Source organism: Parabacteroides sp. APC149_11_2_Y6 (genome assembly GCF_054506995.1).
Map to the genome: position 1 here is coordinate 982891 of NZ_CP173709.1, position 12522 is coordinate 995412.

11 protein-coding genes are annotated in these 12522 nt (G+C 40.3%); 3 read left to right on the forward strand and 8 right to left on the reverse strand.

Features of this window, described 5'->3' with window-relative positions; genetic code table 11:
• The first annotated feature begins 86 nt into the window (after positions 1-86).
• Positions 87-851, forward strand: a complete 765-nt coding sequence (locus ACGE0T_RS04020; protein WP_459189254.1) for an N-acetylmuramoyl-L-alanine amidase-like domain-containing protein — start codon at positions 87-89, stop codon at positions 849-851.
• Here ACGE0T_RS04020 and ACGE0T_RS04025 read toward each other — a convergent pair.
• Positions 845-2983: a DUF5686 family protein gene (locus tag ACGE0T_RS04025; RefSeq protein WP_459189255.1), complete on the reverse strand. Its 2139-nt coding sequence runs from the start codon at positions 2981-2983 to the stop codon at positions 845-847. The genes ACGE0T_RS04020 and ACGE0T_RS04025 overlap by 7 nt on opposite strands.
• A gap of 343 nt (positions 2984-3326) precedes the next feature.
• Between ACGE0T_RS04025 and ACGE0T_RS04030 the strand changes: the two genes are divergently transcribed.
• Positions 3327-4028, forward strand: coding sequence for a Crp/Fnr family transcriptional regulator (locus tag ACGE0T_RS04030; RefSeq protein ID WP_459189256.1), 702 nt, complete (start codon positions 3327-3329; stop codon positions 4026-4028).
• A gap of 67 nt (positions 4029-4095) precedes the next feature.
• On the opposite strand, the gene kdsA is transcribed toward ACGE0T_RS04030, so the two are convergent.
• The 7 genes from kdsA to prmA form a co-directional block, all read right to left on the reverse strand.
• Complete coding sequence (kdsA, locus tag ACGE0T_RS04035; RefSeq protein ID WP_459189257.1) at positions 4096-4899, reverse strand: 3-deoxy-8-phosphooctulonate synthase; 804 nt, start codon at positions 4897-4899, stop codon at positions 4096-4098.
• A 43-nt stretch (positions 4900-4942) separates the two neighbouring features.
• Positions 4943-5857 carry a tRNA (adenosine(37)-N6)-dimethylallyltransferase MiaA gene (gene miaA / locus ACGE0T_RS04040; protein ID WP_459189258.1) on the reverse strand — a complete coding sequence of 305 codons (915 nt, stop codon included), beginning with the start codon at positions 5855-5857 and terminating at the stop codon, positions 4943-4945.
• A gap of 67 nt (positions 5858-5924) precedes the next feature.
• Positions 5925-6926, reverse strand: coding sequence for a type I glyceraldehyde-3-phosphate dehydrogenase (gap, locus tag ACGE0T_RS04045; protein WP_459189259.1), 1002 nt, complete (start codon positions 6924-6926; stop codon positions 5925-5927).
• A 180-nt stretch (positions 6927-7106) separates the two neighbouring features.
• Positions 7107-7481, reverse strand: coding sequence for a hypothetical protein (locus tag ACGE0T_RS04050; protein ID WP_459189260.1), 375 nt, complete (start codon positions 7479-7481; stop codon positions 7107-7109).
• A complete protein-coding gene (locus ACGE0T_RS04055) occupies positions 7441-7848 on the reverse strand; it encodes a phage holin family protein (RefSeq protein ID WP_459189261.1) in 408 nt (135 codons plus the stop codon). Before ACGE0T_RS04055 ends, ACGE0T_RS04050 begins: the two co-directional genes overlap by 41 nt.
• A 3-nt stretch (positions 7849-7851) precedes the next feature.
• The gene (locus tag ACGE0T_RS04060; protein WP_459189262.1) at positions 7852-8073 is read right to left on the reverse strand and encodes a YtxH domain-containing protein; all 222 of its coding nucleotides are present in this window, start codon (positions 8071-8073) and stop codon (positions 7852-7854) included.
• An 82-nt stretch (positions 8074-8155) separates the two neighbouring features.
• Complete coding sequence (prmA, locus tag ACGE0T_RS04065; RefSeq protein ID WP_459189263.1) at positions 8156-9010, reverse strand: 50S ribosomal protein L11 methyltransferase; 855 nt, start codon at positions 9008-9010, stop codon at positions 8156-8158.
• 218 nt (positions 9011-9228) lie between these two features.
• Here prmA and ACGE0T_RS04070 point away from each other — a divergent pair, with 218 nt between their 5' ends.
• Positions 9229-11946 carry an alpha-L-rhamnosidase gene (locus ACGE0T_RS04070; RefSeq protein ID WP_459189264.1) on the forward strand — a complete coding sequence of 906 codons (2718 nt, stop codon included), beginning with the start codon at positions 9229-9231 and terminating at the stop codon, positions 11944-11946.
• The last annotated feature ends 576 nt before the right edge of the window (positions 11947-12522 follow it).

Sequence of the window (12522 nt, forward strand, 5' to 3'; positions counted from 1 at the left end):
ATAATAGGCTATTACTACTTTTATTTGTATTGTTACCTCTGTGTTGTGCGAAAGCACAATCTCCGGTTTATTATACAGATGAGGACATGAAAATCTATGAACTTTTTATGAAGTCCTGGGAGAAAAAGAGGAATTATCTTGTCGGGGATTTGATGACAGGTACAGCCAGATTTTTTCTTTCCTGTCCCTATGTGGCATCTACTCTGGAAAAAGAGCCGGAAGAGTTGGTTGTTAATTTCCGGGAAATGGATTGCATGACTTTAGTGGAAACAGTAACAGCTTTGGTTCGGACTTTGCAAAGTGGGGATGCCTCTTTTGATAACTATTGCCATACTTTGAAAAATATCCGTTATAGGGATGGCGTTATCAATGATTATACGGACCGTCTTCATTATACTACAGACTGGATTTTTGAAAATGAACGGAAGGGGATAGTGAAGGATGTTACTAAAGAAATAGGAGGGAAGCCGCTTACTATGAACTTATCTTTTATGTCAACTCACCCCGATAGTTATAAACAATTGAAAGAACATCCAGAATATGTCTGTAAAATAGCGGAGAAGGAACAGGAGATAAATTCTCGGGAATATTATTATATTCCGGAGAACGAAATAAATGCTCGTGCCTCTGGTATAAAGAATGGCGATATAGTTTGTTTCGTGACTTCAATAAAAGGATTGGATATTTCCCATGTAGGGATTATTTCCAAGACGAAGGATAGGCTGAGTTTTTATCATGCTTCTTCTTCGCAGAAAAAAGTCGTACTGAATGAGGAACCGTTACAGGATTATGTACAAAGCATAAAACGAAATAGCGGGATAATGATACTTCGTCCACAACCATTTCATTGAAATAATTCGAATGTGAATTTCACCCCGATACTTTGGTATTCGAATTTTTTGAATCCTGCAAAAATAGCAATATTGAAAATGCTGCTACCGACTCCGTAGCCTATCTCTGTATAACTGGGGATGACAGGCAACCAGAGCTGACTCAGGTAGAAACGTTCGGATAGTATATATCTGGATGCCCTGGGTTTAGGCTTCAGAAGTTGCATAAGAATAAAAGGACTTTCATACATAAAATGAGCTTGTACATATTTGTCGGAGGCATTGTACCATTCGCTTCTCAGCTGATTGAATACACCTCCGAAACGATCCGCCCATGATTCCGGGAAATTTCTCCGGGCAAAGAAATGGAAGTCGGCAAAATAGATGGACTTGGCATTAATAAACATACCTCCGCTTATGTGGTAATTAAAACGTCTGGCTAACCCCAGTTTAATACGTTGATGTATATCTGCTTCTATGCGCCAGTAATCTCCCGTACTTTTTCCGACTCCGGGTATGCCTGTCGCAACCTCCAATGACATAGTAGGATAGAAAGAGTGTATATATTCTTTGCGATATCCATCCATCCAATAGTATTGCCTGGGGGTGTAGGAAATGCCTATTACAGGTGTAAAATCGTTATAGTTCCCATTTAAAATATCCGAAATATCTCCGTTTATTTTTTTATTACTGTCTTTCTTAACCTGTATGCGCCTGTGATATGATAACCCGGCAGATAGCTGAAAGCCATTGAATAACTCTATGTTGTTCCGCAGTTCTACATAATAATGCTTGAAATAATCGAAGTTCAGGTCATCGATATTGAATGTGGAGTCTTTAAGGAGCTCATTAATTTCTTTCATCATTTCAGATGAGTATCCTTCATTACTGTTTCCTATACTCAGGCTTAAGGTTCCCTGTTTGTCAGGTCTGTATTCCCAATCTGCTGCTACTGTGAAAAATAATTGTTTCCGTTTAAATACATAGCCAATCTCCGGTCGGAAACGCAACTGTCTGTCTTTGGCAAATGTTTTACTGAGACGTAGCATTTGCCAGTATGTAATACCATTGCTGCCCGAATAACCGAACTGGACCGGATTTAATAATCCTGAATATTTAAGGCGTGTTGTCTTGTAGTCCAGATTGATTGTATTGGTTAGTTTTTCAGTGAGTTTCAGATATTTTTGGATATTTCCCGTATCGACTTTTTCGACTGTAGGTTCTATTTCTTGCTGATACATCTGACTTTCTTCAGGTGTAATGGGCATATCCCGTTTGCGTTTCCAGTATGTGGAATCATGGATAATGGGGATTGTGTCTGAAGATAAATCGAAGTATGCACTTAAATCAAGGGACCTTTTATTCTCTTCATCATTTTCTTCTATCCATTCGACTGCTTCATATTTGAAAGAAGAATGGTAGGTGCTTACCACTTCGTTGCCTAATACGGAATAGCGTAATTTTAAATCGGCTGTAGCCGGAAGAATAAAATCCTGATGGCTTTTACCGAAGGTCATTACAAGGTTGAATTCTGCCAGGGAGAAATAACCATCCATATCTATTTTCTCAATACTGAATGTTTTGTCTATTATATACAGATATCCGCTGATTAATTTCTGGCTCCATTGTTTGGGTATAAAATGTATTTTGAAAATCTTGAGATCATTCTCGTAGAATGTACTGTCCAGATTAAACTTATAAAACTTGGAGGCATCTTCTGCAATCGGAGTGATAATTCCCTCATTATAAATAGTGGGAGAATATACATTTAGATTTAGGAATGTCAAAACCTCTTTTTGTTTGGCACTATTGGGTATAGTATTTCCGTTTATCGCTTTAAAATCATGCAGGAAACTGTTTGGCGCATTGAATTGTGAATGGCTGAGCATTTCAAAAAACATATCTTTGGTTTTTCTGTCAACCGGAAAAATATGATGCGCAAATAACATCAGGAAATTCTGTTTTACAATTTTGCTCCTGCCTTTTATATAAATATCCGCTTCATAATGGGATAGTTTGTTTTGGCATCTGTCTGCATTTTTAATTACTAATTGCATAATAGAATCTCCTTGCCTGATTGATTCTTTTTGGGAAGAATTGTTCAGCAGCGTAGGATGTCCATAGTTACCATCCGGTTTTGCTACGGTGCTCATAGTAAGTAAGAGCAAGATGATTATGTAAAAAAGTTTTTGCACCAAATGTCTACCCTTTCTTTGCAAAGTAAGAAATAAAATTGAATAAATTGATGAGGTAGTTACTATTTTCTTTAAAAAAGGATTGCATCAGTGCGTGCTTTTTTTGAAAATCAGAGGCTGAAATATAAATTGGTAAATACGTACATATCGCTGTAAAATCAGATAAATTGTGAGACATTAGGATTTGATTTACAGTCTGAAAGATATCGGGGTCTATGAATTGTATTATTTTGCTCAAATCCTTTTTTCGTAAATAATATGTTTTTATCTTTGTGTCATAAAAGTATGTTATATAGCAGTCGTGGTTAAGCAACAGAAAGAAGAGGTCGATCTGTCGGCCAGTTTAGCAGAGGTATGGAGAGTTTTGACCGATAAGGAACGGGAGATTCTCCGTAGTAATTCGACGATCCAGCATTTCAAACGTAATGAGTTGATTTATTGCGAGGGCGACGAACCAAGGGATATGATGTGCTTGCTAAAAGGCAAAGTGAAAATCTTTAAGGAAGGTGTAGGAGGAAGAAGCCAGATTATTAGAATGATTAAACCGGTGCAGTATTTTGGTTATCGTGCTAATTTTGCTCAGGAAAATTATCTGACTAATGCTTCCGCTTTTGAAGCTTCGTCAGTATGTCTTATTCCGATGACGATTGTCACAGAGCTATTGATGGGAAATCCCAATCTTGCGATGTTTTTTATCCGCCAGCTGTCTTTTGATTTGGGCGTAGCGGATGAACGTACGGTTAATCTTACCCAGAAACATATCCGGGGGCGGTTAGCCGAATCTTTGTTATTCTTGAAGGATAGTTATGGTTTGGAGGAAGATGGTGCTACATTGAGTATTTATCTGTCCCGGGAAGACTTGGCTAATCTTTCTAATATGACAACCTCAAATGCCATACGGACTTTGTCTACTTTTGTTTCGGAACGAATTATCGCTATCGATGGAAGAAAGATAAAATTAATCGATGAGGAGAAACTGAGAAAGATCAGTAAGATGGGATAAAAAATTAAAGAAGAAAAAAGGGGAGGATTGGGATTAAAAAGAAATAATACCCAATCCTCCTCTTTTTTTATTTAATAGCTTCACGTATACGTAAGAGACGTGTCAGTAATCCTTCCAGTAAATCCAGTTGCAGCATATTGGCTCCATCGGATTTCGCTTTAGCCGGTTCTGGATGAGTTTCAATGAATAATCCGTCTGCTCCTACGGCAATCGCTGCTTTGGCAATTGTCTCGATCAATGCAGGAAGACCTCCGGAAACACCGGTTGTTTGGTTGGGTTGCTGGAGTGAATGCGTAACATCCATAATTACCGGAAAGCCAAATTGCTGCATTTGCGGGATACCCCGGTAGTCAACAACGAGGTCCGTATAACCAAAAGTCGTTCCTCGTTCGGTAAGCATCACATTATTATTTCCGGCATCTACTACTTTTTGTGCAGCAAACTGCATAGCTCCCGGTGAAAGAAACTGCCCTTTCTTGATGTTTACTATTTTCCCTGTTTTAGCTGCTGCGACTAATAAATCTGTTTGCCGGCACAGGAATGCCGGGATTTGAAGTACATCGACATATTCGGCAGCCATAGCCGCTTCGTTTGTCTCATGTATATCGGTTACAGTCGGTATATGGAATGTTTCATTTACTTTACGTAATATTTTGAGCGCTTTTTCATCTCCGATACCGGTGAATGAATCGATTCGTGAGCGATTCGCTTTCCGGTAAGAACCTTTGAATATGTATGGGATATTCAATTTTTCAGTGATACCTGTTATTTTCTCAGCAATGCGTAAAGCCATATCTTCTCCTTCGATGACACAAGGACCTGCCATCAAAAAGAAATTATCGCTTTTATTGAATTCGTTTATTGTCAGCATACTATATGATTTTATTGTTTCTTTTATGGAATAAATGATGGTTTCAGGTTAATAATGCCATTACTTTTTGAATTTTCTCTTCGGTTGGCAGAGAGGCATCAATCCACTGGATTTTGCAACCGCGCCGTTCCATTCCGCGGAACCATGTCATTTGTCGCTTGGCAAATTGATGGATGGCAATTTCCAGTTGGGTAACCATTTCTTCATAAGATAATTTGCCAATGACATATAATGTAAGGAATTTATATTCCAATCCATAATAAATCAGATCTTCCGGAGCTACTCCGGACGCAATAATGTTGCGGACTTCTTCCACCATTCCTTCATCCAATCGGGTCCTCAGACGGCGGGATATTTTTTCCCGGCGCAATTCCCTATCGATATGAATACCTATTACCAGGCTGTTTACCGGTTCATATTCATTGCTGTCAGGTGCCTCGTTTTTGTAATATTCTTCTATTTCAATTGCCCGGATGGCACGTTGTGCCGTATCCACATCCGTTTTATTGTGTAAAACCTTATATCCGGCTAATATTTGTTCCAGTTCAGCCAGCGGCTTGTCTTTTAACTGTTCCCGCAATTCCGGATTCTGTGGTACATCCAGCAATTTGTATCCTTTTAATACGGCTTCGATATACAGTCCCGTACCCCCGCAAAGAATGGGCAGTTTACCTTTTTCTTTTATGGCTTGATAAGCCCGGTAAAAGTCATGCTGGTATTCAAAAACATTGTACTTGTAGCCCGGATCGCAAATATCAATTAAATGATAAGGGATATTTTTTCCATTGACGGTATAGTCGGCAAGGTCTTTACCGGTTCCAAGGTCCATGGAGCGGTATATTTGCCTGGAATCCGCACTGATAATCTCAGTATCCAGACGTTCGGCAAGAGCTGCGGCAAAAGTAGTTTTACCGGAAGCTGTAGGCCCGAGTATTGTGATGAGCTGGTATGTTTCCATTGCAATACAAAGATACAAAAAAAGCCGCCCTTAAACAAGGACGGCTTTCATACTATTTTGTGTTGGATTATTTACCAGCGATAACGCGAGCCATTTCACAAACTTTGTTTGAATAACCCCATTCGTTGTCATACCAAGAAACGATCTTAGCGAAGTTAGCATCCAAAGAGATACCAGCTTTAGCATCGAAGATAGAAGTATTGGCACAACCACGGAAGTCTGTAGAAACAACAGCATCTTCAGTGTAACCCAGTACGCCTTTCAATTCGCCTTCAGAAGCTTCTTTCATAGCTTTGCAGATGTCTTCCATTGTAGCGTTCTTTTCAAGAACAACTGTCAGGTCAACAACAGAAACGTCAGAAGTCGGAACGCGGAATGCCATACCTGTTAATTTGCCGTTCAATACAGGTAATACTTTACCTACAGCTTTAGCAGCACCAGTAGAAGAAGGGATGATGTTTTCAAGGATACCACGGCCACCTCTCCAGTCTTTCTTAGAAGGACCGTCAACAGTCTTCTGAGTAGCTGTAGCAGCGTGAACTGTAGTCATCAAACCTTTAACGATACCGAACTTGTCGTTCAATACTTTAGCGATAGGAGCCAAGCAGTTAGTAGTACAAGAAGCGTTAGAGATAATGTCCTGACCTGCGTAAGATTTGTGGTTAACACCATAAACGAACATAGGAGTAGCATCCTTAGAAGGAGCAGACATGATAACTTTCTTTGCACCAGCCTGGATATGTTTACGAGCTGTTTCGTCTGTCAAGAAGAAACCTGTAGATTCAACTACAACTTCAGCACCAACTTCATTCCATTTCAAGTTAGCAGGATCCATTTCTGCAGTCAAACGGATTTTGTTGCCGTTAACTACCAAATTGTTACCTTCTACAGCAACTTCGCCGTCGAAACGACCGTGTACTGAATCATATTTCAGCATGTATGCCAAATAATCAGCATCCAAAAGGTCATTGATACCTACAATCTGAATGTCATTGCCGAAGTTCTTAACTGCAGCACGGAACACCATACGTCCGATACGGCCGAAACCGTTAATACCTACTTTAATCATTGTAATAAAACTTTTATGGTTTATTGAAAATATTATTTATATCATTCATCTCAGAGAAAACAAGGTTTGAACATCGTTCATCTTCTTGTTTTTAACGACTGCAAATGTAGTCATTTTTTTTATTGAAAATAGAATTGTTTAAGAAAAATATGCTCTCTAACATAAATTAATTTTTGCAGATTACTTCTTTTTCTTGAATAGCTTGCCTATCACCCAGTTTTGAGCTTTTCGTATTCCCCAAGTTACTAAAAGCGGGCGTACAACATCCCATGCAACGGGCAATAATCCTTGCGCAACAGAAAGATAGTCGCTCATGCCGAGCGGGACGGAAGTTACCGGAACGGCAGACAAATCCGGATTGTTTTCCGCTGCTTTGGATTTGGCTTTTGTTTTAGGAAATAGAAGAGTGGAAACCCCCGACATAAGAAGGGACCCGGCATTGTCTTGTATGTAGTTGAACTCTTCGTTTAACTTTTGTTCCCGCAGCAGGCATTCCTGTTGAATGCGTTGCTTGTCAGAAATCAGTTTCTCCAGAGGTGTCTGCTGGTTGTTCATTGTCTGTCGCTTGATTTTTATCTTCGTTTGAGGTCAATGCAGCGATTACTACATTCAACACTTTCTCGCTGATTTTATTTTTGTTCAGTATGATAATTCCGATCAGAAGTACATATAATATTGCAACAATGGCAAAACCCGAACCGACTGAACCGAATATGTCTCCCAGGAAAAAGCCTAAAGCCAGGAAGATGAATAAAATGGCGAAGAACGCCAAAAACAATAAAATAACACCATATGAAAGAACAGCGATAACTTTCCCTGTTCTTTCATATGTGCTTAATTTCAGGAGTTCCAGTTTTAATTCCACATACTCTGAAAGATCTTTTTTCAGCTCGCGGAAGATTTCACCTGATTCTTTCTCCATAAATTATTCTGCAACGATTTCCTCGGTAGCTTTTACCACTTCAGCTTTACCTTCTTTGTATTTTGCTATAGCGGAATTGAAGCCGTCTTTTACTTTACCGACTACATCATTAAGTTCTTCTAATAATTGTTCTCTTTTATCTGTTGCTGCTAAATAACCGACAGCAGCACCGACAGCCGCTCCTACTACGAGGCCTAATAATAATTTTGAATCTACGTTTTTCATAACTCTTTCTTTTTTTATGTTGCTACTAAGATAACGCAAAACTTTGAATGATAGTTTAGGTTTGCATTAACTTTTGTGTTAATTAATGTTGTTTCAGGGTCTTTACCGCCACCCAGTTGTTTTTCTCCGTATAGGAGAGCAGAGCCAACTGGTTTTTGTTGCATTCGGCTTCAATCGCAGGAATATCTTCTTTGTAGAATCCGCTCATATAAAGCACCCCTCCGGGTTTCAGGCAAGATGCATATGATTTGATATCGTTTAGTAAAATGTTTCTGTTGATGTTGGCGAAAACAATATCGAACGTTCCGAATGTAGGAATTTGTTCGGCGCCTCCCAATGCGATTTGAATATCTGTTGTATGGTTCAGGCGGGTATTTTCAAGCGCATTGTTATATGCCCATTCGTCAATATCGATGCCTACCACGCGTTTAGCCCCTTTCATTTTTGCAAGGATAGCGAGAACGGCAGTTCCGCATCCCATGTCCAGTAATTCTTTGCCCTCGAGGTCGAGTTTCAGCATTTCGCTAATCATCAGGTACGTCGTTTCATGGTTGCCGGTACCGAATGCCATTTTCGGGTCTATAATAATTGTATAGGTATAACCGGGCTCGGGTTCGTGGAATGAAGCGCGGATAATGCAATCGTTTCCTATACGGATTGGTTTGAAATAATTCTTTTCCCATTCTTCGTTCCAGTCCTTACTTTCAACCAGGCTTTCTGTGTAATGGATTTCAACATTATCCAGAGGGAATGTAGCCAGTTTGTCCTGTAAATCTTTTACATTATAAAGCTGGGCGGAGATATAGCCTTGCAGCCCGTTTTCATTTTCCGTGAAACTTTCAAAGCCTATTTCTCCCAGTTCGGAAGCCAGTATGTCATTTATGATTGAAACTTCTACCGGAGAAGTATATGTGAAGCTTAGCTCGTAATAATTCATCTTTCTGTTTTTTGTTAATATCGTATTTCGCAAATATACACGATAAATCCAAAAAGTAACAGATAACAGGGCTTTTTTTCTCAGTAGAGATAAGGATACCGGGATAATAGTGTCAAAATAATAGGGTTAAATGTCATTTTTGACACTTATATCATGTGAAAAAATATTTTCTTTATCCCTTATTTGAGAAATCAGCGATAAAAAACTCTTATATTGTTATGAGAAAGATTAGTTTGTTTTTATGGGCTGCACTGGCAGTCATTCTTGTTAACTGTACTTCGGTACCGAATGTGGAAGTGAAAAAACTTCGGGTGGAAATGAAAGAAAATCCGGTAGGTATAGATATTCCGCAGCCTCGTTTTTCCTGGCAGATAACATCCGGAACGCCTGCTTTGGAGCAGGAGTATTATCAGTTGCAGGTTGCGGCTTCGCCGGAGCAACTGAAAGGGGGGGATTTGATATGGGACTCCGGGGTGGATTCTACCTACCTATGCGTGTTGGTTCCTTATGCCGGAAAGCCTTTGGAGTCGGGTAAGACGTACTACTGGCGCGTAAAAGTGAAGACAAACCAGGGGGATGCCATCTGGAGCGATGTGGGTAGTTGGACGATGGCATTCTTGAATGCTTCCGACTGGAAAGCTTCTTGGATCGGTCAGAAAGAGATGGCAAACCAGGGAGAAACAGACCAGGGAAAAACCCGGCTTGCAGCTCGTTACCTGCGAAAAGAATTTGATGCAGGCAAACCGGTAAAAAACGCTCTTCTTTATATTTCCGGGCTTGGTTCTTCCGAAACCTATCTGAACGGGAAACGTATAGCGGAAGATGTTTTATCCCCTACGGTTTCTCTATATACGGAAAAAGTATATTATAATGTATATAATGTAACAGATTTCCTGACATCCGGCAAGAATACAATCGGAGTGATGTTGGGTAACGGACGTTATTTTTCCATGCGGAATCCGGGAATGACGACGTTCGGCCTTCCCCGTTTGTTGGCACAGCTGGAGGTAGAGTATGCGGACGGTTCAAAGGATATCGTATCGAGTGATACTTCCTGGAAAGTAACTTCCAAGGGGCCGATTGTCGCCAACAATGAATTTGACGGGGAAGAATATGATGCTCGTCTGGAATTAGGCGACTGGAATAAGAACGGATATGATGATAGCGCATGGAAAACTGTAGACCTGATGGAGGCTCCCGGCGGAAAACTAATCGCACAGCCTAATCCGAATATCTGTATACAGGAGAGAATAAAACCTGTCTCCATTACCGGACGTCCGGATGGAAAGTATATTCTAGATATGGGGCAAAATATGGTAGGATGGTTGTCTGTTAATTTAAAAGGGAAAAAGGACAAACCTGTTACTATGAAGTTTGCCGAGACATTACAGAAAGACGGTTCTCTTTATCTGGCAAATCTGCGTTCGGCCAATGTAACGGATATCTATACGCCTGCCCGCGACGGTAAGTTCAGTTGGGCTCCCGTTTTTGTATACCACGGTTTCCGTTTCGTGGAAATAGATGGACTCGATTATAAACCGGAGCTTTCGGATTTCACGGGTGAAGTTATTTATGATAAGATGGAAACCACCGGGACATTCGAGACATCTAACCCGGTAATTAACCAGATATTTAAGAATGCTTACTGGGGTATTCGCGGTAATTACCGGGGAATGCCTACGGATTGCCCGCAACGTGACGAACGCTTGGGCTGGTTGGGCGACCGTGCAACCGGCGCTTATGGCGAATCGTTTGTTTTTGATAATGCGTTACTGTATAAGAAATGGTTGCAGGATATAGAAGACTCGCAAAGTCCGGAAGGTAGCATCTCGGATGTTTCTCCGAATTATTGGGTACTTTATAATGACGATGTTACCTGGCCTTCTGCGTTTTTTTATATTGCCGATATGATATATACCCAGTATGGGGATGATTCGGCTATTCGCAAGCATTATCCCGCTATGAAGCGCTGGATGGAACACATGCTTGAAACAGGCATGAAAGACAACCTGATTGTAAAAGATACGTATGGCGACTGGTGCATGCCGCCGGAATCCCAGGAATTAATCCATTCGCAAGACCCGGCGCGTAAGACCGATGGAACATTGTTGAGTACGGCTGTTTTCTATGACTTATTGAATAAGATGACTTGTTTTGCCCAATTGCAATGGAACTATGATGATATGTCTGTTTATGAAGACCTTGCCGCCAAGATGAAAAAGGCATATAATGAGAAGTTCTTCAATCCGGAAACGGCAGAATATGCAAACAATACGGTAACTGCCAATATCCTCTCTTTGCGTTTGGGGCTGGTACCGGATGGCTATGAAGCGAAAGTGTTTGAAAATATCGTGAAAAAGACCGAAGGGGATTTTAAAGGCCATGTAAGTACCGGTGTTCTGGGTATCCAGCATCTGATGCGTGGACTGACGGAAAACGGCAGGGTAGATGTGGCATATAAGATTGCAACAAACGATACCTATCCGAGCTGGGGGTATATGGCTAAGAACGGGGCTACTACTATCTGGGAACTTTGGAATGGCGATACTGCCGATCCTGCGATGAACTCTGCCAATCATGTGATGCTGCTTGGCGACTTGCTGATTTGGTATTATGAAGACCTGGCCGGTATTAAATGTACGCCAGGTGCTTTATGTTATCGCCATATCGATATGGCTCCTGTTTTCCCGGAAGGGTTGGAGCATGTATCCGCATCCTATCAATCGGTTTACGGTGAGATAAAAAGTGCATGGAAGAGAAAAGACGGAAAATTCAGTTGGGATATCACCATACCTGGAAATACTTATGCAACAGTCTGTATTCCTAAAGATTTTGGTGTGAAGGTAACCTCTTTGCCCGGCATCTGTGAAATAAATGAAGACGACCAATGCATAAAGGTAGAAATAGCTTCTGGTTCTTATCATTTCGGAAACTAATGGCGTTTGTTGAATAAGCGATTGTTTTCGTTACTAAATTAGATCAACCTTAAAAGAAAGGAATTGTCTGGCTCTGAAAAGCTAGACAGTTCCTTTTTTTTGTTGTCCGGAATATATAGGGATGTGTATCTTCCGGATTTACCTTTTTTGTGGCTTAGAGATGTTACAGAATGTTGGCTTTTTGTTGTAATTCGTGACACTTTTGTAAAATAAAGCCTTTTGTGGTAACTCATGCTTTGTGTATGGATCGTGTTTTAGGCGAAACTGGAGCTTTTTGAGCGCAAAAAAGGGTGGAATTGTATAGAATTCGGTACTTTTTCCTATTTACTCTAAGGGTAATTCCAATTAGTAGCGGTACTAATTCCAACTATCTGCGCATAAAAAAGCAATAATCTGCGCGGCAAAACACCTATGTTTTGGTTTTAAAACATATATGTTTCGATTTCAAAGCATATATGCTTCGTTTTTATATGTTATTGAGCATAGACGCGACTCTGGAATGGTCTGTAAAGCTAACATTACTCGGATATCAATTAGCTTACTATCTTCCCAAAAACACAACAATATGATTAGACG